22 protein-coding genes and 1 tRNA gene are annotated in these 25,018 nt (G+C 67.5%); 2 read left to right on the forward strand and 21 right to left on the reverse strand.

Annotated features, from left to right (window positions below; genetic code table 11):
- Positions 1-153: 153 nt before the first annotated feature.
- On the reverse strand, positions 154-1,062 hold the full coding sequence (locus Q5064_RS09575) for a TerC family protein (RefSeq protein ID WP_302964190.1): 909 nt from the start codon (positions 1,060-1,062) through the stop codon (positions 154-156).
- Positions 1,063-1,350: 288 nt separating this feature from the next.
- On the opposite strand from Q5064_RS09575, the gene Q5064_RS09580 reads away from it, so the two are divergent.
- A complete protein-coding gene (locus Q5064_RS09580) occupies positions 1,351-2,280 on the forward strand; it encodes a teichoic acid transporter (protein ID WP_302964192.1) in 930 nt (309 codons plus the stop codon).
- A 55-nt stretch (positions 2,281-2,335) separates the two neighbouring features.
- Here Q5064_RS09580 and Q5064_RS09585 read toward each other — a convergent pair whose 3' ends face one another.
- The 13 genes from Q5064_RS09585 to uvrC form a co-directional block, all read right to left on the reverse strand.
- Positions 2,336-3,253 carry a cation diffusion facilitator family transporter gene (locus Q5064_RS09585; protein ID WP_302964194.1) on the reverse strand — a complete coding sequence of 306 codons (918 nt, stop codon included), beginning with the start codon at positions 3,251-3,253 and terminating at the stop codon, positions 2,336-2,338.
- 61 nt (positions 3,254-3,314) lie between these two features.
- Positions 3,315-3,403: transfer RNA gene (locus Q5064_RS09590), tRNA-Leu, on the reverse strand.
- 65 nt (positions 3,404-3,468) lie between these two features.
- On the reverse strand, positions 3,469-3,723 hold the full coding sequence (gene secG, locus Q5064_RS09595; RefSeq protein ID WP_016308712.1) for a preprotein translocase subunit SecG: 255 nt from the start codon (positions 3,721-3,723) through the stop codon (positions 3,469-3,471).
- A 63-nt stretch (positions 3,724-3,786) separates the two neighbouring features.
- Complete coding sequence (gene gpmI, locus Q5064_RS09600) at positions 3,787-5,364, reverse strand: 2,3-bisphosphoglycerate-independent phosphoglycerate mutase (protein WP_302964196.1); 1,578 nt, start codon at positions 5,362-5,364, stop codon at positions 3,787-3,789.
- A 1-nt stretch (position 5,365) separates the two neighbouring features.
- Entirely contained in the window at positions 5,366-6,136 is a 771-nt protein-coding gene (tpiA, locus tag Q5064_RS09605; RefSeq protein ID WP_302964198.1) for a triose-phosphate isomerase, read from the reverse strand.
- Positions 6,137-6,194: 58 nt separating this feature from the next.
- A complete protein-coding gene (gene pgk, locus Q5064_RS09610) occupies positions 6,195-7,382 on the reverse strand; it encodes a phosphoglycerate kinase (RefSeq protein WP_302964199.1) in 1,188 nt (395 codons plus the stop codon).
- Between the two features lie 78 nt (positions 7,383-7,460).
- Positions 7,461-8,465, reverse strand: coding sequence for a type I glyceraldehyde-3-phosphate dehydrogenase (gap, locus tag Q5064_RS09615; protein ID WP_302964200.1), 1,005 nt, complete (start codon positions 8,463-8,465; stop codon positions 7,461-7,463).
- A 274-nt stretch (positions 8,466-8,739) separates the two neighbouring features.
- On the reverse strand, positions 8,740-9,606 hold the full coding sequence (locus tag Q5064_RS09620) for a nucleotidyl transferase AbiEii/AbiGii toxin family protein (RefSeq protein ID WP_302964202.1): 867 nt from the start codon (positions 9,604-9,606) through the stop codon (positions 8,740-8,742).
- Complete coding sequence (locus tag Q5064_RS09625; RefSeq protein ID WP_016308703.1) at positions 9,603-10,193, reverse strand: hypothetical protein; 591 nt, start codon at positions 10,191-10,193, stop codon at positions 9,603-9,605. The genes Q5064_RS09620 and Q5064_RS09625 overlap by 4 nt, the downstream gene beginning before the upstream one ends.
- 73 nt (positions 10,194-10,266) lie before the next feature.
- Positions 10,267-11,205: a DNA-binding protein WhiA gene (gene whiA / locus Q5064_RS09630; protein ID WP_302964203.1), complete on the reverse strand. Its 939-nt coding sequence runs from the start codon at positions 11,203-11,205 to the stop codon at positions 10,267-10,269.
- Positions 11,206-11,214: 9 nt separating this feature from the next.
- The gene (gene yvcK / locus Q5064_RS09635) at positions 11,215-12,366 is read right to left on the reverse strand and encodes a gluconeogenesis factor YvcK family protein (protein WP_302964206.1); all 1,152 of its coding nucleotides are present in this window, start codon (positions 12,364-12,366) and stop codon (positions 11,215-11,217) included.
- A gap of 4 nt (positions 12,367-12,370) precedes the next feature.
- Positions 12,371-13,351 carry an RNase adapter RapZ gene (gene rapZ / locus Q5064_RS09640; protein ID WP_302964219.1) on the reverse strand — a complete coding sequence of 327 codons (981 nt, stop codon included), beginning with the start codon at positions 13,349-13,351 and terminating at the stop codon, positions 12,371-12,373.
- 44 nt (positions 13,352-13,395) lie between these two features.
- On the reverse strand, positions 13,396-15,363 hold the full coding sequence (gene uvrC / locus Q5064_RS09645) for an excinuclease ABC subunit UvrC (RefSeq protein WP_302964207.1): 1,968 nt from the start codon (positions 15,361-15,363) through the stop codon (positions 13,396-13,398).
- Positions 15,364-15,602: 239 nt separating this feature from the next.
- On the opposite strand from uvrC, the gene Q5064_RS09650 reads away from it, so the two are divergent.
- Positions 15,603-17,552, forward strand: a complete 1,950-nt coding sequence (locus Q5064_RS09650) for an LTA synthase family protein (RefSeq protein ID WP_302964209.1) — start codon at positions 15,603-15,605, stop codon at positions 17,550-17,552.
- An 8-nt stretch (positions 17,553-17,560) separates the two neighbouring features.
- On the opposite strand, the gene ribF is transcribed toward Q5064_RS09650, so the two are convergent.
- The 7 genes from ribF to Q5064_RS09685 all read right to left on the reverse strand — a co-directional run.
- The gene (gene ribF, locus Q5064_RS09655) at positions 17,561-18,487 is read right to left on the reverse strand and encodes a riboflavin biosynthesis protein RibF (protein WP_302964210.1); all 927 of its coding nucleotides are present in this window, start codon (positions 18,485-18,487) and stop codon (positions 17,561-17,563) included.
- On the reverse strand, positions 18,468-19,490 hold the full coding sequence (gene truB / locus Q5064_RS09660; protein WP_302964211.1) for a tRNA pseudouridine(55) synthase TruB: 1,023 nt from the start codon (positions 19,488-19,490) through the stop codon (positions 18,468-18,470). The genes ribF and truB overlap by 20 nt, the downstream gene beginning before the upstream one ends.
- Positions 19,490-20,500, reverse strand: coding sequence for a bifunctional oligoribonuclease/PAP phosphatase NrnA (locus Q5064_RS09665; RefSeq protein ID WP_302964212.1), 1,011 nt, complete (start codon positions 20,498-20,500; stop codon positions 19,490-19,492). Before Q5064_RS09665 ends, truB begins: the two co-directional genes overlap by 1 nt.
- A gap of 3 nt (positions 20,501-20,503) precedes the next feature.
- Entirely contained in the window at positions 20,504-20,893 is a 390-nt protein-coding gene (gene rbfA, locus Q5064_RS09670) for a 30S ribosome-binding factor RbfA (RefSeq protein ID WP_302964214.1), read from the reverse strand.
- Positions 20,894-21,139: 246 nt separating this feature from the next.
- Positions 21,140-23,881, reverse strand: coding sequence for a translation initiation factor IF-2 (gene infB, locus Q5064_RS09675; RefSeq protein WP_302964216.1), 2,742 nt, complete (start codon positions 23,879-23,881; stop codon positions 21,140-21,142).
- Positions 23,882-23,884: 3 nt separating this feature from the next.
- Positions 23,885-24,178, reverse strand: a complete 294-nt coding sequence (locus tag Q5064_RS09680; protein ID WP_302964217.1) for a YlxR family protein — start codon at positions 24,176-24,178, stop codon at positions 23,885-23,887.
- 24 nt (positions 24,179-24,202) lie between these two features.
- On the reverse strand, positions 24,203-25,018 hold an 816-nt coding region (locus tag Q5064_RS09685), incomplete at its 5' end, for a transcription termination/antitermination protein NusA (RefSeq protein WP_302964218.1).

Consider the following 25,018-nt stretch of genomic DNA (forward strand, 5'->3'; position numbering starts at 1 on the left):
ACCCGCGACCCTCACCTTGGCAAGGTGATGCTCTACCAGCTGAGCCATGTCCGCATCGCGAGGAGATACTATAAGCGATACCGCGAGCCGATGCAAGCCCCTTTTCGAAAAAATTTCGCGAAGGGCGCAAACCGGCCCGCGGCGCCGAGACGGCTACTCCACGCGCTCGCCGGTCTCGATGGCGGCGTCGATGCGCACCTGGGCGCGCTCGCCCACCTCGGCCGGGGCCTCGCCGGCCTCCGAGGCCGCCACGGCAGCGGCGATGGCCTCGTCGGCCAGCTGTTTCTTCCATGCGGTGAGGCGGCTGTTGAAGGCCATCTGGATGAATTCGAGCACGACGGCGAAGATCATGGCGAAGTAGACCATGAGCTTCTCCATGTGCATGTCGAGCACCTCGATGCTCGTGTGGATGCCCGCGGAGTCGAGCACGAGCAGCACGCCGATGGCGCAGATGAACACGAGGGCCAAGATCTTCATCTCCGGATGGCTGTTGATGAAGTTGGAGATGGGGTCGATGAAGATCATCATGATGATGACGGCGATCATGACGGCCAGGATCATGACGATGAGGTGCTCGGCCAAGCCCACCGCCGTGATGACCGAGTCGATGGAGAACACGAGGTCCATCACCATGATGGTGCCCACGGCCTGGGGCAGCCCGATGAGGTGGCGCGCCTTGTGCTCCTCGGAGGTCTCGGCCTTGATCTCGGTGAGCGCGAGCACGTCCACCAGCTCGCGGATGCCCTTGTAGATAAGGTAGGCGCCGCCGACGAGCATGACGATGTCGCGCACCGAGAACCCGTGGCCCCACGGGCCCAGGTTCAGCGTGAACAGCGGCGTGGTCATGTGCACCAGATACGACGCGAAGCACAGGAACAGGATGCGCATGACCAAGGCGCCGCCCAAGCCCAGCTTGCGGCCGATGTGCTGCTTTTCCGCGGGCAGGCGGTTGGTGGTGATGGAGATGAACACCAGGTTGTCCACGCCCAGCACGATCTCCAAGAAGATCAGCGTCAGAAGGCTGATCCACGCCTCGGGGGTGGTGAAAATCGACAGATCCACTTGCTCCTCCTCGTCTCGACGGGAATGCCGGCCACAAAAAAAGACTCATGGCGCAACCTTGCCGCTTCCACCTGCAAGCTTGCACCATGAGTCTCGCTATTTAAGGTTCGCCAGGCCGCCGTTGCCGCTTTCGCGGGAAACCGTGACCACGATGTTGAACGAACCGCGCACCGCGCCAGCTACTCCCCCATGGGGTTTCCTCATCGTACCAGAGGCCCCGCCGCGCCGCAATGGTATAATCGGCAACGACATCGTGACCGATAAGAAGCGTTCCCAGGAGCACCGTTCATGAGCCAAGAACCAGCGACCAAGGCACTTCCCGCCGCCGAGTCCGACCAGGAGCCGCGTCCGAGCGCGCGCCGTGAGGGCGCCCGGCACTCCCACGCCCGCTCGGACGCCGCCCACTCGCGCCTGAACGCCGAGGACGTGTGGGAGAGCATCAGGCGCGCGCTGTTCAGCCGAGAGAAGAGCACGGTGCGCATCGGGGACGTGCGCTACCTCGACGGCGCCGAGCTGTCGCGCCCCCTGGAAATGCCGCTGCCGGTGAAGGTCGGCATGGGCATCGCCATGGCTGTGGCGGCCGTGGCGGGCAGCGTGGTGCTCGGCAACTACTTCGACCAGGTGATGAACGAGCCCATCCGCCAGCAGGAGGCGCTGCAGGAGAACCTGGCCCGCGAGGTGTCCTACGACCTGCCGTCGCTGGCCTCCCTCATGCCGCTCGACGACGAGTCCATGATGGCCGCGCTCACCGAGACCGGCAACACGCTCTACGAGCGCACCCCGGTGGGCACCAACCCCGACGGCGGCTTCGAGGTCATCAAGCTGCCCCCCGATATGACGGTGGAGGAAGCGGGGCTCATGTACATGCAGGGCATCGACAAGCTCTCCGCTGCCGACGCGGTGCGCCTGCTCAACGGCGCCTGGACGCTCGATGTGTCCCGCAAGGCCGGCGAGAGCCTGCGCCTGCGCTACGCCGACTTCGACTCCGGCACCATCGAGAAGGCCGTGCAGGCGGCCATGCAGGCCGAGGGCCTCGAGAGCGCCACCATCACCGACAACGGCGTGGACGACTCGGGCAACACCTTCCAGGCGGGCACCGTCTCCACCGATAACGGCACCTACAACTGGCGCGTGTCGGCCATCGAGCTGTCGGAGATGTACGATATCTCGGGCCTGCCGAACACCGCCTTCTTCGTGGGCATCCGCTTCGGCGAATAGCCCCCGTCACATCGGCAGAACCTGCGGGCCCCTCCCCTGGAGGGGCCCGCGTCTGTTACCAGGTCGCGCCGGGCCCCTCCTCGGCGCGCTCGGCAGCCGTGTCGGGCTCGATGTGTACGAGCACCTCCTTCACCGAGGGGAAGGCCTCCGCCACGGCCCGCTCCACCTCGTCGCCCAGGCCGTGGGCGGCGAGCACTGTCATCTGCGGATCCACGAGCACGTGCATGTCGCAGTACACCTCGGCCTCGGTGCCGCGGGTGCGCACGGCGTGCACCGAGCGCACGCCCTCCACCGCCGAGGCCGCCCGCGCCACCTCATCGGCCGGGATGCGGGCGTGATCGGACAAGGTGCGCAAGCCCGTCCGGAACACGCCGACCGCCGAGAAGAGAATGGCCACGGTGACGACGAGGGCCATGACGGGGTCGGCCACGGGGAAGCCCGCCGCCACGAAGGCGAGGCCGACGATGACCCCGATGGACACGAAGGCGTCGGACAGCGTGTGGGCCGCGTCGGCCGCGAGGATCTCGCTCTTCAGGCGGCGCCCGGCGCGGCGCTCGTACACGGTGACCCCCAGGTTCACCGCGAGCGTGCCCGCCATCACCACGAAGGAGACGGGGGTGACGCTCGCGGTGTAGCTCTGGCTCGCCAGCTTCGCCACGGCGCTCGTGCCCACCTCGAAGGCCGCCACGAGCAGCAGCACGCCGATGGCGAGCGAGCCGTAGGTCTCGAACTTGGAGTGGCCGTAGGGGTGCCCTGCGTCGGCGGGACGCGCCGCCAGACTGATGCCGATGAGCCCGATGACGTTGCCGAGCGAGTCGAACACCGAGTGGATGCCGTCGGCCTGCATGGAGGCAGAGCCCGAGGCCAGGCCGTAGAAGAACTTCGCCGCCGCCACGGCCATGTTCAACAGCAGCACGATCCACAGAACCCGCTCCACCTGCCGCCCGTGGGTCGCCGCACCTGTCGCCACCATGGCAACCGTCCTCTCGTGATCGGGAAATGAAAAGAGCCCTTGCGGGCTCTTTTGTGATCGATGGTGTCGGAGGCGGGATTTGAACCCGCACACCCGGTAAATGGGCACTAGCACCTCAAGCTAGCGTGTCTGCCGTTCCACCACTCCGACGTGCTGTTTTGCAGCGACGATTATTCTAACAGAACGAATCGGCGATGCAAGGGGTAATTTTCCCTTTATTGGGAAATGGTGCCGTGGGGGTAGATGACCATGAGCACCACGAGGGAGAGCAGGAAGACCACCGCGCAGGCAATGGTAATGCGATCGAGGTTCTTCTCGATGATGCTCGTGCCCGTCTGCGTGGAGTACATGGAGCTGGCAATGGCATCGGAGATGCCCGTGCCCTTGCCCGAGTGCATGAGAATGAAGATGATCAGGCCGATGCCCGAGAGCACCAGCAGAACCAAGAATACGATTACCAGAGGATTCAACGTGTCACGCTTCCTTTATCGGTGTGTCTGAGTACGCAAGTTGTTCAGTATAACGGATGTACCCTAGGCCAGCAAGTTCTTTCCCGTCATTTCCACGGGCGGCTCAAGGCCGATCATGGCGAGCAGCGTGGGCGCGATGTCGGCCAGACGCCCCTCCTCGCCCGAGAGCGTAAGACCCTCCCCCGTGCCATCCACCAGCACGAGCGGCACGGGTGCGGTGGTGTGGGCCGTAAACGCTCCCCCGTCCTCGGCGATCATCTTGTCGGCGTTGCCGTGGTCGGCCGTGACAAGCGCCACGCCTCCCTTGGCGCGGATGGCGTCGAGCACCCGCCCCACGCCCGCATCGACGGCCTCCACGGCGGCCCGGGCCGCCTCCACCACGCCGGTGTGTCCCACCATGTCGCAGTTCGCGAAGTTCACGATGTACACGTCGGCCTCGTCGGCTTCGATGGCCGCTACAAGCGCATCGGCAACCTCGGGCTCGCTCATCTCGGGCTTGAGGTCGTAGGTGGCCACCTTCGGGCTCGCGATGAGCGTGCGGCGCTCCCCCGGCTTCTCCTCCTCCACGCCGCCGTTGAAGAAGAAGGTCACGTGCGCGTACTTCTCCGTCTCGGCGATGTGGTACTGGGAAAGCCCCGCCGCGGCCAGCACGTCGGCCAGCACGTTTGCGGGAAACTCCTTGGCGAAGGCCACCGGCGCGGGAATGGCCGGGTCGTACTCGGTGAGGCACACGAAGGACACGTGCGGGAAGACCGCCCGCGCAAAGCCGGCGAACTCCGGGTCCACGAGCGCGCGGGTGAGCTCGCGGGCGCGGTCGGGGCGGAAGTTGAAGAACACCATGGCGTCGCCCTCGCGCACGCCGCGCGGGCTTAAAGCCACCGGCTCCACGAACTCGTCGGTCACCCCGGCGGCGTAGGAGGCCTCCATGGCCGCCACGGCCGAGAGATCGCGGAAGGGCTCGGCGCGCACCACCGCGTCCCAGGCGCGCTCGACGCGCTCCCAGCGGTTGTCGCGGTCCATGGCGAAGTAGCGGCCCTCCACCGAGGCGATCTCGATCACGGCCGGCTCGCCGTCGGCGCGGGAGACGGCCCGCTCGATGTAGTCCACGAGTTCGCGCATGTACTCGGCGCCGCTTGCGGGCGGCACGTCGCGGCCGTCCATGAAGCAGTGGATCATGATATGGCGCACACCCGCCGCGAGAGCCGCGTCGATGAGCGCGTAGAGGTGCTCGTTGGAGGAGTGCACCCCGCCGTCGGACAGAAGCCCCAGAAGATGCAGGGCCGCGCCCTCCTCGCGCGCCGCGGCGAAGGCCTCGCCGAGCACGGGGTTTTCCGCCAACTCGCCGGTGCGGCAGGCGCGGTTGATGCGGGTGAGCTCCTGGAACACCACGCGCCCCGCGCCGATGTTCAAGTGCCCCACCTCGGAGTTGCCCATCTGTCCCTCGGGCAGCCCCACCGCCTCCCCGGAGGCGGCCAGGCGCGTCCAGGGCTCGTTCTCGAACAGGGCATCCAGATTCGGCGTGGCGGCCAGCGAGATGGCGTTGCCCGGACCGGCCGCGTCCAGCCCGAAGCCGTCCATGATGATGAGGCAGGCGGGCAGGCGCAGGCCGTCGCGGGCCGCGGCAGTGTTCTCCCCCGCCATGCTACAGGGCCGCCTTCACGATCTCGATGAAGGAGCCGGCCTTGAGCGCCGCGCCACCGATGAGGCCGCCGTCGATGTCGGCCTCGGCCAGAAGCAGCGCGGCGTTGCCCTCGTTCATGGAACCGCCGTAGAGGATGCGCATATCGGCCGCCGTGGCCTCATCGTACAGGTCGGCCAGGCACGCGCGGATGGCCGCGCACACCTCCTCGGCCTGCTCGGGCGTGGCGGTGCGGCCTGTGCCGATGGCCCACACCGGCTCGTAGGCCACCACGGTCGTGCGCGCCTCGTCGGCGTCGATGCCGGCGAAGGCCGCGCGCACCTGGGCGGTGACGTAGTCGAGGTAGACCCCCTCGTCGCGCACCGACAGCGACTCGCCCACGCAGACGATGGGCGCGATGCCGGCCTCGATGAGGGCGCGGGCCTTCAGGCTCACGTCCTCGTTGGTCTCGCCGAACAGGTTGCGGCGCTCGGAGTGGCCCACGATGCAGAAGGCGCAGCCGATCTCCTTGATCATGGGGATGGAGATCTCCCCGGTGAAGGCGCCGGCCGGCTCCCAGTACACGTTCTGGGCGCCGAGGGCGATGTCCACCCGGTCGAACTCCAGCACGGTCTTCACCGGCTTCAAGTCCACGAACGGCGGGCAGACGGCCACGTCCACCATCTCGAGCCAGTCGCGCTCCATAAGGTTGGAGATCTCCTGGGCGAGCACCACGGCCTCGGGGATGGTCTCGTTCATCTTCCAGTTGCCGGCGATGAGCTTTCTGCGGGTCACGGGCGTATCCTTTCTCTGAGAAAGCCGGGCGCGCACGCGGCGCGCCCGGACGGGGTTGCTATTTCAGGGCCTCGACGCCGGGGAGCGCCTCGCCCTGCACCAGCTCCATGGAGGCGCCGCCGCCCGTGGAGATGAAGGTCATCCGGTCGGCCAGGTCGAACTGGTTCACCGCGGCCACCGAGTCGCCGCCGCCGATGATGGTGTCGGCCTCGGCGTTGGCGGCCACGGCCTCGGCCACGCGCTTGGTGCCGGCCTCGAAGGCGGGCATCTCGAACACGCCCATGGGGCCGTTCCAGAACACGCTCTTGGCCATGCCGATGGCCTCGGCGTACAGCTCGGCGGTCTCAGGGCCGATGTCGAGGCCCATCATGTCGGCGGCCATATCGTCCACCGAGACGATCTCGGTGCGGGCGTCGTTGGAAAAGGCGTCGGCGGCCACCACGTCCACGGGCAGAAGCAGGCTCACCCCGCGCTCGCGGGCCTTCTCGATCATGGCCGCGGCGCGCTCGACCCAGTCCTCTTCCTTAAGGGAGGTGCCGACGGATTTACCCTGGGCCAGAAGGAAGGTGAAGCACATGCCGCCGCCGATGATGAGGGTGTCGGCCTTCTCGAGCAGCGCGTCGATCACCTTGATCTTGTCGGAGACCTTCGAGCCGCCGAGGATGGCCACGAAGGGCCGCTTGGGCTCGTCGAGCATGCCGGTGAGCGTGGCCACCTCGCGCTCCATGAGGTAGCCGGCATAGGACGGCAGAAACTCCGCCACCCCCGCCGTGGAGGCGTGCGCCCGGTGCGCGGTGCCGAAGGCGTCGTTCACGTAGGCGTCGGCCAGATGAGCCAGCTCGCGGGCAAAGGCGGGATCGTTCTTCTTCTCGCGGGCGTCGAAGCGGATGTTCTCCAGAAGCAGCACGTCGCCGTCCTCCAGCGCGTCCACCGCCTCGGCGGCTTCAGGCCCCACGATCGCGCGGCTCAGCACGATGTCGCGGCCGAGCAGCTCCTGCAGGCGGCGGGCCACCGGGCCCAGGCTGAAGGCCTCCTCGAAGCCGGTGCCGGCCGGGCGGCCCCGGTGGCTCGTGAGAATCACCCGCGCGCCGTCGGCGATGAGCTTCTCGATGGTGGGCAGTGCCGCGCGGATGCGCGTGTCGTCGGCCACCACGCCCGCATCGTTCACCGGCGCGTTGAAATCGACGCGCACGAGCACGCGCTTGCCAGCGAAGTCGGCGTCGTCGATGGTCTTGATGTCGGCCATGTCTCGTCCTTTCCTTCTATACGGGAAAACCCAGCCCGGTGCGAGAGCTGGGTTTTCGAAAATGACTATTCCCGCGGGCTACGGAAGAAGGATCTTCACGAGGTCCTTCACGCGGTTGGAGTAGCCCCACTCGTTGTCGTACCAGGAGATGCACTTCACGAAGTTGCCCTCGCCGCCGAGCACCATGGTCAGCTGCGAGTCGAAGATGGAGGAGTGGTCGTTGCCCACGATGTCGATGGACACGATGGGATCCTCGGTGTACTCCAGGATGCCCTTCAAGGGGCCCTCGGCCGCGGCCTTCATGGCGGCGTTGATCTCGTCCTTGGTCACGCTGCGCTCCAGCTCCACCGTGAGGTCGACCATGGACCCGTCGGGGGTGGGAACGCGGGTGGCGAAGCCGTCGAGGCGGCCCTGCAGCTCGGGCAGCACGAGCGCCACGGCGCGGGCGGCGCCGGTGGTGGTGGGAATCATGGACACGGCGGCGGCGCGGGCGCGGCGCAGGTCGCTGTGGGGAAGATCGAGGATCTTCTGATCGTTGGTGTAGGAGTGAATGGTGTTCATGTAGCCGCGCTTGATGCCGAAGTTCTCCAGCAGCACCTTGGCGAAGGGAGCCAGGCAGTTGGTGGTGCAGGAGGCGTTCGAGATGATGTTGTGCACCTCGGGATCGTACTGGTCGTCGTTCACGCCCATGACGATGGTGATGTCCTCGCCCTTGGCCGGGCAGGTGATGACGACCTTCTTGGCGCCGGCGTCCAGATGCTTCTGCGCCAGCTCGCCGGTCTTGAAGATACCCGTGGCCTCCACGACCACATCCACCCCCAGCTCGCCCCAGGGCAGGTTCGCAGGATCGCGGTCGGAGAGCATGGTCACGTGCTTGCCGTCCACGACAAGGCCGTCGTCCACCACTTCGATATCGAAGTTGCGAATACCGTGGACGGAGTCGTACTTCAGCAGGTGAGCGGCGGTGGCCTTCTCGCCCAGGTCGTTGACGGCAACCACCTCGACGGCGGGGTCATCGGCCATGGCGCGGAACACGAGGCGGCCGATGCGGCCGAATCCGTTGATGCCTACCTTGGTTGTCATGCGTATCTCCTTTCACAAGATACTCGCGATGCCACTGAGTGGACGTAAGTAAATGCTAAGCAGCTTCATTAGTGTACTACGAACCGCCGCCGCGCGCGCGGCATCTTGGACGAGCAGCGAAATAAAGCGGCAGACCTGCACAAAGTATCAGCCGGGAAACGAACGTGGGCATCCTTCGTCGACCTTGCCAAGCAAGTGGCGGCCGAGACCCTCTAGATGCGCTGAAGGCGCCCGTCCTCTATCGCATCCGGCGCATCAGCCGCCTCATGTTGCGCTAAATCACCTCGAGTCCCTCGGTTACCCGGCAGAAGAACTCCCTCGACCACAGAGCAAGCGAGCTCCTATCGTTGAGAAAGGGCTCGACGTCTCTTCTCGCATCCGCGAAATCGATGGCGTCGAAACGCTCCGACAGAGCACGGCGAAGACCGCCTGCGCCCTCAATCGGGCATCCATCCCGAAATCCCGTCTGGGCCAATCTCGCGTTGAGGTGCCCCAGGTTCACGGGAATATCGCGGGCGAGATAGAACAGGTAGTCGTACAGGTCGCGCCCCTTCACCCGATCCTTCCATCCGCGGCACAAAACCGCATGGATCTTCCCCGCGAACAGCGACGGCGCGTCGTAGAGGTTCACCTCGTAGGGGGTCGGCAGCAGGCGGTATTCCCGCTGGAACGAGGCGCCTGCGGGAGGGTTGACGTCCACCTCGAACTTGATCTTCAGCTTCTCGTCGGCGGGCACGCCCGCAAGCGACCCCTCGTTCGGATAGAAGGAGAGCAGGTGCTCGCGCGTATTGGCCTTGAGGAAGGCCGAGTGGATGTCGGAGGGACGGCTCTTCTGCTTCATCTGGATATCGACCTCAAGCCCGAACGAGCGCGCTTCCCTCTGCACGGCGTCGAAGTAGCGCGAGAGATCGAAGCTGGCGTCCGGCTCCATGAGCGAGAAGTCGAGATCCTCGGAAAAGCGATCGAGCCCGTAGAAGATGCGCAGCGCCGTCCCGCCGTAGAAGGCGGCCTTGTCAAAAAACCCCGCGCGGGATAAACCGCACAGAACAATCTCCTGGATAACCTCCTTCGCGGCATTCTTGCGGTCATTGAGCGAAATCGGATCATAGGTTGCAAGCATCTGCTGCAAAACGCTTCTCATCTCCCACTCCCCTCCTTCAAGTACCTCGCCAACCGACGCACATTGCGAGACCGATACTTCTCGGCGAGAAAGGCCACGTCATCGACATCGAGAGCGGCCAGATCGCCCCTATCGATGCGCAGATCATCATAGAGCAGCGCCTCGAGCCCCCCGCAGCTCGTAACCGGACTCATCGTGTAGAGCTTGTCGCAGAGCGCCTTCTCCGGCGTCGCGATGCGGAACGGCGCATTCGCGGGGCCCTTCACGTCGATGCCGTAGGGGAACGCCTCAGCGGGCACGTCGCGGAAGAGGAACGAGCCGAACGGCGTGTCGTAGGCTTTCGCCTTGCCCTTCTCGAAGGTGGCGCTCGTCACCGCCCTCACCCCCTCGGGAATAAGGCCGTGAAAGGAGAGGGCGCTTTCGAAGGAGATGTACGATGGCCCGTAGATGCACCCGGCCAACGACCAGGGAGAGGCGGTCGCCTCGGTTTCGTAGAGGCCGCGGATTATAGGAGTGAGGCGTCCTTCGCGCACCATACGCGCGACCTTGTTCGCCGGATCGGCGAAGCTGCTCAGTTCCTCACGGATCATTTTCGTCGTCTTAACCATATTTCCTCCAGTAAGTTGCATTATACACAACTTACTGGAGGAAATATAGCCACTAGAGAGGGAATCGCCCCTCTTACTCCCCCGCTCCTATTTCGCGGGCCATCGACTCGATGCGGCGGACGCGGTGGTAGACGGCGCTCTTGGAGAGCGGCGGCGTGGCGCGCTCGCCGAGCTCCTTCAGGCTCGCCTCGGGATAGGTCACGCGCAGGCGGATGAAGTCCTGCAGCGCCGGGGGCAGGTTCTCCATGCCGTAGTGCTCCACCACGGCACGAATGGCGTAGATCTGGTCCACGGCGGCGCCGGCGGCCTTGGCCTGGTTGGCCATCTCGGCGTTGATCATGCGGTTCACGTCGTTGCGCACGCTCTTCACCACGCGCTCCTCCTCCATGGAGAGCGCCGCTTGGTGCGCGCCGGTCCAGGCGAGGAACTCAAGAATGGAGGCGCCGCTTTTCAGGTACACCATATACGAGCTGCGCCGCTGCATGACGCGGGCGGCGATGTCCTTGCGGGCCAGAAGCTCCACGAGGCCCGCGGCCAGAGGCTCCGTCTCTACGGTGATCTCGAAGTGGAAGTCGCTCTTGGGGCTCGAGACGAAGCCCGAGCCGAGGAACGCTCCGCGCAGGTAGGCAGCCGCGCAGCACGGCCGGGCCACGAGCTCGGGCTTGATGCCCATCTCCAGGCCGCCCTCGGCCGAGAGCACTCCCATGTCGCGCAGGGCGTCGGCCAGATGGGGCTGGGCCGGCACCTCGATGAGGTAGTTGGGCGTCTTGTGCAGCACGCTGCGGCGCATGGTGAGGTTCGTCTTCAAGTCGTAGATGCCGTGCAGAAGGCGCACCACGAGGCGGGCCGCCGCCGGCGCGTCGGTGGCGACCTCCACCCGGTAGCGGTCCGGCCCGCTCACGAACAGCGTGCCCTCGATGCGCACGAGGGCCGCAAGCGTCGCCTTCTCGCAGGCCGGGCACGCCGGCACCACGCGGGCGAGCTCGTCTTTCACCTCGGCCGTAAACGACATGGGCGCCCCCTACGCCCGCCGGGCGCGCGACATCTTGATGACGTTCTGGAAGGCGTCGCGCAAGGCGAAGGGCGAATGCCACGTCGGCCGCTCGGAATCGACCAGGTTGCGGCTGATGACGATGGGGCCGCGCGACTGGATGGCGAGCATATCGGCGTAGCTGATGGAGATGGGCCGCACCCCGCGCGTGAGCTGGCTGTCGTTCAGATCCGACGTGGAGGCGTGCTCCAGATCGGCGCCGGAGATGGCCGCGAAGCTGCCCGTGGCGGGGCTCTCCGCCCGCAGGGGCACCTTCGAGTGCACGAGCATGTAGTCCACCAGGCCCTCCATGCCGTGGGCCGCGAGCGCCTCGAAGTGCTCGCGGGCCGTGAGCCCCCAGGTCTCGCCCTGCACGTCGGCCAGCGCGCACACGAACAGCACACGGCCGCGGCTTTCGCGGATGGCGTCCACCACGCCGGGGATGAGCAGGTTCGGGATGATGGAGGTAAAGAGCGACCCCGGCCCGAGCACGATGAGATCGGCCTCGCGAATGGCCTGAAGCGCCGGCTCGTAGGGCCTGGGCGCCCGGCCGCCCTCCGCGGCGAGCCACACCGACTCGAGGGCCGTCTTGGAGTGGCAGGCCACCGCCTGGCCGTCGAGCACGCGCCCGTCGCGGGTGCGGGCCGAGAGCACCACATGGTCGAGGGTGGAGGGGTACACGTGCCCCTGAGCGTCCACGAGCCGCTCGCAGATGGCGATGGCCTCGGGGAACGACCCGCAGGCGTCCTCCAAGGCCGTGAGCAGGAGGTTTCCCAGCGCATGGTCGCGCGCCACGGCGAAGCGGTACTTGAGCGCCCGCACGAGCGGATCGGAGGGATCCTTCGCGAAGGCCACGAGGCACTTGCGGATGTCACCGGGCGGCGTGGCGTCGGCCTCCTCGCGCAGCACGCCGGTGGAGCCCCCGTCGTCGGCCATGGCCACCACCGCGCTCGTCGTCACCCCGAGCGAGAGCAACGTGCGGATGGACACGGGCGCCCCCGTGCCGCCGCCGATGACCACGGCGCGCAGGGCCTGCTCGTCGGCGTCGAGCCCGCGCAGGTTCGGCAGCGCGCTCTTCAGGGCCGAGAAGGCCGCCGTGGCCGCCGGGTCCACGCGGAAGGCGTCGGTCTTTCGGATGCCCATGGCCCTATGCGTCCTTCCCGGCGGCGCGCGCGTCGAGCACGTTGTCGCTCTCGCGCTGCACGTCGTGGCCGCGCTCGGCCAGGCGCAGGTCGCGATGGGCCACGCTCACCCGGTAGCCCTTCGACTTCAGGTAGTCGCCCGTGGCCTCGGCGAGCGCCACGGAACGGTGCTGGCCGCCGGTGCAGCCCACGCCGATGGCCAGCTGCTGCTTGCCCTCGGCCACGTACCCCGGCATCACCACGTCCAGAAGGTCGTGCCACTTCTGCTCGAACTCGATGGTCTCCTCGCGCATGCGCACGAAGTCGCGCACCGGCGCGTCGAGCCCGGTTAGGGGCCGCAACTCGGGGTCGTAGTAGGGGTTGGGCAAAAAGCGCACGTCCATCACCAGATCGGCGTCGTAGGGGGCGCCGTGCTTGAAGCCGAAGGAGTACACCGTCACCGCGAGCCCCTTGCGCTCGCTGCCCGTGGAGAACAGGCCGCGGATGGTGCTGCGCAGCTTCTGGGGAAGCATGTCGGTGGTGTCGATGACGAAGTCGGCCCTGTCGCGCAGGCCCATGAGCATGTGGCGCTCGCGCTGGATGCCCTGCCAGATGGTGGTGCCGTCGGTGCACAGGGGATGGCGGCGCCGGCTCGACTTGTAGCGGGCGATGAGCTTGTCGTCGGCCGCATCGAGGAACAGCGTCTTATAGGAGATGCCCGCCTCCTCCATGGCGGCAAGCTCCGCCTCCAAGTCGCCGAAGAAGTCGCCGTTGCGCGAGTCGCAGACCACGGCCAGGCGCCGCCGCCCGCCGGCGTGCTCGGTGTCCTCGTTCACGCGCACGAGCTCGCCGAGGAGACTCGAGGGCAGATTATCCACGCAGAAGTAGCCCAGATCCTCGAACACGTGCATGGCCTCGGTGCGCCCGGCGCCCGACATGCCCGTCACGATGACGAAGTCGGGCAGCTCCTCGGGCTCCACCTTGCGCGGTTCCAGCTCGCGGTCCATCTCTTCTGCAAGCTTGCTCTGATCGTCGGTCATCGGGGCTCCTTTCAGGAAATCTCCTCCGCCAGCTTCTCGTCCTTCTCGGCTTTCTGCTCATTATACTGCGCCAGCACGCGCACGAGCTCCTCGGCCACCTCGTCGGGCACTACCCGGGCCGCCTTTATCTCGTCGAGGGTGGCCGCCTTCAGGTTCTTGAACGACTTGAAGTGCTTGAGCAGGGCCTTCTTGCGCACCGGGCCCATGCCGGCCACCTCGTCCAAGATGCTCGCCGTCATCCCCTTGCCGCGCAGCTCGCGGTGGAAGGTGATGGCGAAGCGGTGGGCCTCGTCGCGCACCTGCTTCACGAGGTACAGCGACGCCGAGCCGCTCGGCAGCACCACCGGCCCCGTGTCCTGCCAGGGCACGAACAGCTCCTCGTCGCGCTTGGCCAGACCGCAGATGGCAATGTCGTCGATGCCCATCTCCTCGAACATGGCGAGCGCCGCGGTGAGCTGGGGCTTGCCGCCGTCCAAGATGATGAGGTCGGGCTTGGACCCGAACCGCTCGTCGCCCAGCCGCTCCGGGGAGTAGCGCCGGCGCATCACCTCCTGCATGGACAGGAAGTCGTTGGCCTCCTCGAGCGGCGTCTTTATCTTGAAGCGGCGGTACTGGTTCTTGTCGGGCTTGCCGCCCGTGAACACCACCATGGAGGCCACCGTGTAGGAGCCGTGGATGGTGGAGATGTCGAAGCACTCGATGCGCATGGGCGGCTCGTCCAGAGCCAGCGCGCTCTCCAGCTGCAGAAGCGCGTTGTTGATGCGCTTGTCGTCGTAGTTCGTGCGCACCTTGTAGCGCATGAGGGCGTGGCGCGCGTTGGTCTCGGCCATGGCCAGAAGATCGGCCTTCTCCCCCTTCTGCGGGGCGGTGAAGCGCACCTTCGCGCCGTGGGCCGAGTCCAGCTTCTCGGTGAGCCACTCCCCCATGGCCTCGGCGTCCTCGGGGAGCACCGCGCAGATGACCTCGCGCGGCACCGAGGTGGTCACGTCGTAGTAGCGGAACAGGAAGTTGCGCAGCAGGTCCTGGTCGGGCACGTCGGTGCCGCGGTTCAGCACGAACTCGTTCGAGTTCACGATGCGCCCCTCGCGAATGACGAGCACGTGCACCCCGGCCACGGTCTCCTCGCGGAAAAACCCGATCACGTCGGCGTTCAGATCGCGGCTCGACACGGCGTGCTGCTTGTCGGCAAGCGAGTTGATGGTGTCGATGCGGCTCTTCAGGCGCCCGGCCCGCTCGAAGTCGAGCTCCTCGGCGGCGACGCGCATCTCGGCCGTGAGCTCGTCGACGAACTCGCGGTGGTTGCCCGCCAAAAAGCGCTCGATGCGCCGCACGTTGTCGGCGTAGTCCTCGGGCGTGATCTGCCCGCAGCAGGCGCCAGGGCCCAGGCCCACGTGGCAGTCGAAGCAGGGGCGCGCGTCCCGCTTCAGAAACGCGAGCGGGTCCTTCTCCAGTGCGCGCGAGAGCTGCCGCCAGTCGGCGCAGGTGGCGGCGCACAGGGGCACCACGCGCCGGGCGATGTCGATCATCTCGCGGGCCGCGCGGGCGTCGGTGAAGGGCCCGAAGTACTTCGTGTCGGCGCGGCGCTTCTCGCGGGTGTACTTGATGGCCGGGAACACGTCGCCCTTCGTGAGCGCGATGAAGGGGTAGCTCTTGTTGTCCTTGAAGTCCGCGTTGAAGAACGGGCTGTACTGGTTGATGAGGTTCTTCTCAAGCACCAGCGCCTCGTGCTCGTTATCCACCACGATATAGTCGAACGAGCTGATAGCCTCCACGAGCAGGGGGATCTTCGCGCGGTCGTCCTGGAAGTTCACGTACTGGCGCATGCGGGCGCGCAGCTGCTTGGCCTTGCCCACGTAGATGACCTCGCCGGCGGCGTCCTTCCACAAATACACGCCCGGCTCGGCGGGCACCGAGGCCAGCTCGCCCTTGATGCGGGCGATCTTGTCCTGCTGGGTCTCTTTCGGCGTCTCTTGTTCCATGGCACCAGTATAACGGCCCAGCGGCCTCTTGGTGAAAACAACAGAAGCACGCGCGCGCAAGGCGACGCCGGACATGCCTTTGCGGCTCGGCGCGTCCCTTGGCGCAATCATGGCGGCAGCGCTTAATACTCTTGAAGAAATAGCATACATACGGGGGATTGTCCGTGTTCGACCCTGCCGATTCCATGATAATGTGCTATCTTGTGCGGCTGCATCACTTACTATCGGAGGGAATGTTCTTGACGGGAAAACCTACTGCGGAACCGCAGAGCGCGGCACGTCCCCGTAGCGCAGCGGCCCTCGTTCGCGCCGTCTACTTCGTCGCGGCCGTCGTGCTGGGGTTCGTGCTTTTGGAGGCGCCCTGGAGCGACGGCGTGCTTTCCATGGGCTGGCACTACGCGCTGCCGAACCTGGCCATCCTGGCCCTTGGCTGCGGCATCCTGTGGCTTGCGGGCCAGCGCACGCGCGGCGCCCTCGCCCTGTTCGTCGGCTTGTGCCTGGCCGCCGGCACCGCGAACTTCTTCATCATCACCTTCAAGGGCCAGCCCATCGTGCCGGCCGACCTGTTCGCGCTGTCCACGGCCGCCTCGGTGGCGGGCGGCTACAACCTGTTCCTCACACCGCGCCTCGCAGTGTGCCTGGCGGCCTTTATCGCCTTCTGCGTGGCGCTGCGCTGGTGCCCCAAGCGCCCCGTGAGCCGGTGGGATGTGGCGGTGAACTGCCTGGGGGCGGTGCTGCTCGTAGCCGCCGGCATTATGCAGTTCAATGCGGTGGATATACGCGAGGAGCACGACGTGACCGTGGACGTGTGGGACGTGCGCGGCTCCTACGAGAGCCAGGGCACGGCGCTCTGCTTCCTCTCGCGCGCCCAGGAGCTCACGCCGAAGCCGCCCGAGGGCTACTCGCTCGAAGCTGTAGGCGCGCTGCTCGCCCCCTACGAGCAGCCGCCCGTGGGAGAGCCCGGCGACCAAAACGCGCCCGGCGGCGGCCAGGCCGGCGGTACCGACGGTGCCTACGACGGGCCCAACGTCATCGCCATCATGAACGAGACCTTCTCCGACCTGTCCAGCTATCCGGGGCTCGAAGACGCCGCCGGCGTGACCGCGTATTTCCACGAGGTGGCCGACGACGCGCTCGCGGCGGGCGATGTGTACGTGTCGGCCATGGGCGGGGGCACCTGCAACAGCGAGTTCGAGTTCCTCACCGGCGCCTCCATGGGCAACATGGGCGGCGGCGTGTACCCCTACGTGCTCTACGACGTGGACGGCGTGGACAACCTGGCGTCGTACTTTCGCGACCTGGGCTACGGCACCCACGCCATCCACCCTGCCGAGGCGGGCAACTGGCGGCGCGACCGCATCTACGAGCAGTTCGGCTTCGACACCTTCGACGACATCACCACCATGGAAGAGGCCGACACCTTCCGCGACCTGGTGACCGACAAGGCCACCTACGAGCGGGTGCTTCAGAAGATCGACGAGGGTGAAGGTCCCCAGTTCGTCTTCGACGTGACCATCCAAAACCACGGCGGCTACGACACGGGACTCGTCCCCGAGGCCGACCGGGTGCATGTGGAAAGCGATGCGGTGGACAGCCCCGAGGTGGACGAGTTCCTGGCCGCCATCAAGCGCTCGGACGAGGATCTGCGCTGGCTCGTGGACGAGTTGAACGCGCGCGACGAGCCCACCATCGTGGTGTTCTTCGGCGATCATCAGCCCGGCTTCGCCGACTGGCTCTTCGAAGAGACCTACGGCAAATCGGTGGACGACGCCACCTTGGAAGAGGTGCAGGAGCGCTACCACACCCCCTACTTCATCTGGGCCAACGAGGCGGCGCGCGAGCAGTACGGCAATCGGCTGCGCGTCATCGAGGACGCCAACGTGACGAGCCTGAACTACCTGCGCGATTTGCTCGTGGAGGCGGCCGGCCTGCCCGAGACGGCCACCGACCGCTACCGGGCCGCCCTGCGCCGCGACCTGCCGGCCGTGAACCTGAACGGCTACAGGGACGCTGAGGGCGCGTGGCACTGGTTCGACGACGAGACAGAGGCTGCCGCTCGAGCAGCAGCCGGCGATGCGGCGGAAAGCGACGCGCAGCAAGCCGCCAAGGAGGCGCTCTCCGCCTTCGCCCTCATCCAGTACGACCAGCTGTTCGGCCGCCACGCCGGCACCGATGCCGCGCCGAGGTAGCGCGGCCCTTACAGATTCTCCCTCACCCAGGCAATGTTGCCCTGCACGGTGGCGATGAGCTCGTCGAGGGAGTCGAAGGCGCGCATGGGGCGCAGCCATTCCACGAACTCTACCTCAATGGCGTCGCCGTAGATGTCGCGGTCGAAGTCGAGCAGGTGCACCTCGATGTTGGCCGTGGACTCATCGGCGAAGGTGGCCGGCACTCCCACGTTCACGGCGGCCTTGTAGCGCTCGCCATCCACCACGGCGTAGCAGGCGTACACTCCCTCGCCGATGGCCAGCATGATCGGCGCCACCTCCAGGTTCGCCGTGGCGAAGCCGAAGTCGCGGCCCTCGCCGCGGCCCGGGCGCACGGTGCCGGAAAGCGACCAGGCGCGGCCCAGAAGCTCGTTGGCCTCGCGCACCTTCCCCTCGCCGAGCAGGTGCCGGATGCGCGTGGCCGTCACCGGCACGCCGCCCTCGGCCAGAAGCTCGTGGCCGTGCACCTCCATGCCGCGCGCGGCCCCCCATGCGCGCAGGCTCTCCACGTTGCCGGCGGCCTTGCGGCCGAAGTGGAAGTCGCTGCCGATGTGGATGTGGCGCGGCACCCCGCCGCCGAAGCAGGCGTCGAGGAAGTCCTCGGGGCTCTGGGCGGCGAACTCCCGCGAGAACGGCAGCACCACGACCGCGTCCACGTCCAGCTCGGCCAGCTTCGCGATGCGGGCCTCGTTGGTCATGAGCTTCTTCAGGCGGTCGGGCGCGAACATCTCGTCGGGATCGATGTCGAAGGTGATGACGGCGCTTCTCTCCCCCTCCTCGCGGGCGGTGTTGGCCGCCTCGCCGATGATGAAGCGGTGACCCTCGTGCACGCCGTCGAACACGCCGAAGGCCACAGAGGCCCCGGCGAGGAAGGCCTCGTCGTAGGCGGGATCGGCCTTAGAGATCACAGTAGCCACGGATGACTCCAATCGGGAACACGCAGCGGGAGGCGAACTGGTCGCGATCCGCGCGGTACGCGTACAGGGCGATGATGCGGTTATCGTACACCAAGGCGACGATCTCGTCATCTGCGGGCGGCTCGCAGCTCTCGCGCACCCCGGCCGTGCAGGCGCACAGCTCGCTGGCCGCGTCCGACGAGCGGCGCTCGCAGAGGGAAAGATCGCGGGCGGGAAGCGGGTTGCCGTTGCGCACCCGGGCGGCCGCCGCGTCGTCCAGGTAGGCGAAGCGGCACCCGAGCGCCCGCAAGGGGTCGAGCGCTGCGGCCAGGCCGATGTCCTCGAGGGTCTCCAGGCTCACGCACTCCTCGAGGGTGATGGCCCCCACCGCGGTGCGACGGAGCGCCCCCACGTGCGCCGGGCAGCCGAGCGCGTTGCCCGCGTCGCGCGCGAGCGAGCGGATGTAGGTGCCCGCCGACACCGTGAAGGCCACGTCCCACCGGGCGGGCTCGGCGCCTTCGGCGCCCCAGATGCCCAAAAGCTCGGCGGAGAACACCTCGATGTCGCGGGGCGTCAGATCGATCACCCGGCCGGCGCGGGCCTCGTCGCAGGCCTTCTTGCCGCCCACCTTGATGGCCGAGTACACCGGCGGCAGCTGCTTGGACTTCCCCACCAGGCTCGCCACGAAGGTGCTCGCGAAGAAGGGGTCGAACACCTCCTCGGGTACCTCGCCGGTGCGGATGACGGCACCCTCGGCGTCGTCGGTGTCGGTGGCGGCGCCGAAGACGATGGACACCACGTAGGATTTGCGATGGCCCACCAGGTAGGGGTCGAGCCGGGCGGCCGGCCCGATGCACACGGGCAGCACGCCCGAGGCGAGCGGGTCCAGCGTGCCGGTGTGCCCCACGCGGCGCTCGCCGAAGATGCGGCGCACGCGGTTCACCACATCGTGCGAGGTCATGCCCGAGGGCTTGTCCACCGCCACCATGAGGGAGAGATCGGTCGTGCCGCGCTTCTTCGCCATCAGCGGGACGCCCCCGCGGGCAGGCAGGGCTCCTCGATGCCCAGGCGCGCGGCGAGGGCCGCCACGGCCTCGGCCAGGGTGCCGTGGAAGGTGAAGCCGGCGGCGGCGGTGTGCCCTCCCCCGCCGAGCTCTCGGGCGATGGCGGCCACATCCGTGCCGTCCTTGGCGCGCAGGCTGCCGCGCACCTCGCCCTCCTGCTCGCGCAGCATGCAGGCCACCCGCACGCCCTCGATGGCGCGCAGCACATCCACCATGGGCTCGGCATCGGCCTTCACCGCGCCGCATTCGGCGAAGTCGGCCAACGACAGCCACGAGAGGGCCGCCGCGCCATCGGCCGAGAGCGCCATATGGTCCACGTTGCGACCTTCCAGCAGGATAGAGGCGAGCGAGCGGCTCTGGTAGATGTGGCGCGAGATGGCCGCGGGCTCGGCACCGGCGGCCACCATCTCGGCGGCGGCGGCGAAAGCAGCGGCATCGGCGTTCTGGTACTGGAAGCGACCCGTGTCGGTCATGAGCCCGGTATAGCAGCAGGTGGCGACGATGCGGTCGCGCTCGGCACCCAAAGCTGCCGCAAGCTCCCAGACGAGCATGGTCGTGGAGGCGGCGTCCGGGTCGGTGTAGCTGAGCTGGCTCATGGCCGCGGGCACCGCATGGTGGTCCACCGTCACCGTGAGGTCGGCGGCCGCCTGCAGGCGCGCCGCATCGCCCACCCGCTCGGTGGTGGGCACGTCCACCGCCACGAACACCTCGCAGGGGCCCTCGTAGCGAGCTGCGGGCACAAGGCCGTCGAAGCCGGGCAGGAAGGCCAAATCGCGCGGCGGCTCCTCGTCGCGGGCAAGCACGCAGACGCACTCCTTCCCCATCTGGCGCAAAACGGCGGCCAGGGCGAGCTGCGAGCCCAGGCAGTCGCCGTCAGGGCTCACGTGCCCGCAGATGACGAACTGGTCATGGCCGGCGAGCGCCTCGGCGATGGCGGGAAGCGTGGTATTGGTCTGGGGAGTCACCGCCATGGGCTAGAACTCCGTGTCGGTGCCGATGGTATCCTCCACGATGCGCTGCTGCTGATGCTCGCGCTCGGTGGCCAGGGCCTGGCCGATAGCCTCGGCCTGATCCACCGACTTGTCCAGATGGAAGCGCAACTCGGGCGCCACACGCCACGAGAGCTTCTTGGCCATGAGCGAGCGGATATGCCCGGCGGCCTGCTCGAAGGCGGCCTGCACCTCGGGATAGCGCTCCGGGTCGGTGGTGTAGTACACGTTGCAGGCCGAGCGGTCGTAGCTGACCTCGCAACCCGTGATGGTCACCAGATGCAGCCGCGGATCGGACACGTCGAACAAAAGGATGCTCGCGATGACCTCGCGCGCCTGCTCGTTCACCTTGCGGTTGGATGCGCTCTGTTTCATAACGCCATCTCCTCACATCGAGACGGATAGATAATCTCAGTATAGGGAAAACTGGGAGGTTTTCCGGAAGACGGGAAAATATAAGCGAACTTGTTGAAGTCTGCAGAAGGGGTTGAGCAGGCGGCTGGCGGAGGGTGCGCCTCCACGCGCAGTTCCGCAGCGAACGGAACAGTCCTGTGGACTGTTCCGCCGAGCGAGGACTGCCTGAGCATGGAGGTGTGCCCTCCGCCAGCCGCCGGACGAGCGCTACTCGGTGCGCTCGACTTCCTTGACCTGGTAGCCCTCGATGGTGTCGCCCACCTTCAGGTCCTGGAACTTCTCGATGCCGATGCCGCACTCGTAACCCTGCTTCACGCTCTTCACGTCGTCCTTGAAGCGGCGCAAGCTGGCCATGGTGCCCTCGAAGATGACCGTGCCGTCGCGCACGATGCGCACCTTGTCGTCGCGGCTGATCTCGCCCTCGACGATGTAGCAGCCGGCGATGGTGCCCACCTTCGGCACCTTGAAGGTCTCGCGGACCTCGGCGATGCCGGTGTCCTCCTCCACGATGTCGGGGGACAGAAGACCCACGCGAGCCGCGTTGATGTCCTCGATGGCCTGGTAGATGACGCGGTACAGGCGGATGTCCACCTTCTCCTTCTCGGCCTGCACGCGGCTCTTGCCCGTGGGGCGCACGTTGAAGCCGATGATGATGGCGTCGGAGGCGGCGGCCAGGGTGACGTCGGTCTCGGTGATGCCGCCCACGGCCGAGTGCACGATGTTGATGCGCACCTCGGACTGGTCCATCTTCTCGAACGCGTCGCGCAGCGCTTCGATGGAGCCCTGCACGTCGGCCTTCACGATGAGGTTCAGGTCGGTCTGCTTGCCCTCCTCGATGCGGCTGAACAGGTCGTCCAGGCTCACATGGGACTTCGTCTCCTGCTCGGCCAGGCGGGCGCGCAGCGCGCGCTCCTCGGCCAGCTTGCGGGCGTCGCGCTCGTCCTCGAACACACGGAACTCGTCGCCGGCGGTAGGCACCGAGTTCAGGCCCAGGATCTCCACCGGGTCGGCGGGGCGCGCCTCGGAGACGTGCTCGCCGCGCGGGTTCACAAGGGCGCGCACGCGGCCGTAGCTCGTGCCGGCCACCACCACGTCACCGGTGTGCAGGGTGCCGCGCTGGATGAGCACCGTGGCCACAGGGCCGCGGCCCTTGTCCAGGTTCGCCTCGATGACGAAGCCGGAGGCGTCCGCGTCGGGGTTGGCCTTCAGCTCCAGCACGTCGGCCTGCAGGATGATAGTCTCGAGCAAGTCGTCGATGTGCAGGTTCTTCTTGGCCGACACCTCCACGAACATGTTGGAGCCGCCCCACTCCTCGGGGATGACGCCGTACTCGGTGAGCTCCTGGCGCACGCGGTCGGGGTTGGCGCCGGGCTTGTCGATCTTGTTTACGGCCACCACGATGGGCACCTCGGCCGCCTTGGCGTGGTTGATGGCCTCGATGGTCTGCGGCATGACGCCGTCGTCGGCGGCCACCACGAGCACGATGACGTCGGTCACCTGGGCGCCGCGGGCGCGCATGGCGGTGAAGGCCTCGTGGCCGGGCGTGTCGATGAAGGTGATCTGGCGGTCGCCGATGTTCACCACGGAAGCGCCGATGTGCTGGGTGATACCGCCGGCCTCGCTGGCCACCACGCCAGTGTGGCGAATGGCGTCGAGCAGCGACGTCTTGCCGTGGTCGACGTGTCCCATGACGGTGACCACCGGCGGGCGCGGCTTCAGGTCGGCCTCGGAGTCGTTGTACACCACGGCGTACTCCTCCTCGGGCGACACCACGCGCACCTTGCGGCCCATGTCGTCGGCGATGAGCTCCATGGTCTCGTCGTTCATCGACTGGGTGAGGGTGAGCACCTGGCCGAGCATGAACAGGCGCTTGATGACGTCGTTGGGCTGCACGCCGAGCAGCTCGGCGAACTTGGCCACGGTCGCGCCCTGGGGAATCTCCACCACCGAGTCGTCCAGCACGAGCGACGGGTCCAACCCGCGCTCGATGGCCTCCAGCTCGGCGCGCTCGCGGGCCTCGGCCTCGCGCTTCTCCTTGCGCTTCTTGCGGCGGCCCTCGCCCTCGTGGGTGTTGGCGGCCTCCACGGCGGCGCGGGCCTCGGCGAGCACCTTGTCGCGCTGGAGCTTCTCGGCCTGCACGGCCATCTGGGCGTAGCGGTCCTCGGGCGCGGCGGCCTGGGCCTCAAGCTCGGGCACCACCTGGTGCGCGCCCTTCTTGCCCTTCTTGCCGGCGCCGCGGCCGGCCTTGCGGGCGGCGTCCACGGCGCTCTTCTGGGCCTCCATGCGCTGCTTCTCGGCCTCGATCTGCGAGAGCAGCGAGTCGAAGTTGGCCTTGCGGGCCGCCGGTGCGGGCGTCGGGGCCGGCGCGGGCTTGGGGGCCTCGGGCGCGGCGGCCTTGGCGGGCTTCTTGTGGCCGCGGCGAAGCGCCTCCTCCACGGCGCGCTTCTTGGCCACCTCGGCGGCGGCCTTCTCGGCGCGGGCCCGGGCGCGGGCCTCCTCGCGCTCACGCTCCACGCGCTCCTTCTCGGAGGCGATCTGCTGCTCCAGGCTGGCGAAGGACGAGCCCATCACCGGCGCCTTGCGCACGGCGCGGCCCTCGCTCTCGCGGGCGGACTCCTCCTCGGCGCGGGCCTCGCGCTGGGCGCGGGCGGCCTCTCGCTCGGCGAGCTCCTTCTCGCGGGCGGCCTTGCGGGCGGCCTCCTCCTCGGCGCGCTTGCGCTCGGCCTCTTCCTTCTCGGCCGCGAGCGCCGCCTCCTCCTCGGCGGCCAGCGCGCCGGCGCGGGCGCGGATCTCCGGCTCGAGGCTCTTGCGGATCTTGTCGACGTAGGCCTCGTTGAGCATGCTCGCGTGGGACTTCGCCGGGATCTTCATCTCTTTCAGGCGGTCGAGCAGATCCCCGCTCGACATATCGAACTCTTTCGCCAACTCATGTACACGCATGCTGGCCATATATCACTCCTCATTCTTTCCCGGTGCCTCGGCGAGAGCAAGCTCGCGAAGAACGCGATCGTAATCCTCTTCGGTCACCTTGCAGCGCAGGGCGCGCTCAAGCTTCCTGGTCTTCCTCGCGGCGGCGAGGCATGCTCCCGAGCAGACGTAGGCGCCGCGGCCGGGCACGCGGCCGGTCGGGTCGAAGGCGGCGCCCTCGGCCGTGCGCACGATGCGGTGCAGGGAGCCCTTCTGCTGGGACATCCCGCAGGCGATGCAGGTACGCTGGCGCTTGGTCGTCTGGGTCTGGGTGGGCATCGGTCGTGCTACCTTCCGCTTCCGCTACTCGGCGTCCTCGTCGGCGTGCACGCCGCAGTACTGGCTGCCCGGGCGGGCGTGGTTGCGGCAGCGGGTGCCGTCCTCGCCGACGAACACGCAGAAGTCGTCGTCCTCCTCGACCTCGTCGATGAGCTCGTCGCTGACGAGCGAGGCGCCCTGGTAGCTGGCGGGCTTGATGTCGATGTGCCAGCCGGTGAGGCGGGCGGCCAGACGCGCGTTCTGGCCCTCCTTGCCGATGGCCAGCGACAGCTGGTCGTCGGGCACGATGACCGTGGCGTAGTTGTTGTCCTCGTCGATGGTCACGCGGGTCACCTTCGCCGGCGACAGCGCGTTGGCCACGTACACGGCCGGGTCGGCGTCCCACTGGATGACGTCGACGCGCTCGTTGCGCAGCTCCTCCACCACCATGCGAACGCGGGAGCCCTTCGGGCCCACGCAGGCGCCCACCGGGTCGAGGTTCGCCTCGCGCGAGAACACGGCCACCTTGGAGCGGGCGCCGGGCTCGCGGGCCACCGACTTGATCTCGACGACGCCCTCGTAGATCTCGGGCACCTCGATCTCGAAGAGACGGCGGATGAGGTCGGGATGGGTACGGGACACCACGATGGCCGGGCGCGCCTGCTCGCCGCGGGCGCGGGCGGTCTCGCCGTTGGGGTCGCGCACGTCGATGATGAGCACCTTCAGGCGCTGGTTGTGGCGGTAGTGCTCGTTGGAGGGGCGCTCGTTGCGCTCGCCCGGGTTGCGCTTGGCGTCGTAGTGGGGCAGCTCCGCCTCCACGCCGTCGCGGATCTTGATGATGGTGAAGTCCGGCGTGCCCTG

Source organism: uncultured Adlercreutzia sp. (assembly GCF_958431955.1).
Taxonomy (GTDB): domain Bacteria; phylum Actinomycetota; class Coriobacteriia; order Coriobacteriales; family Eggerthellaceae; genus Adlercreutzia.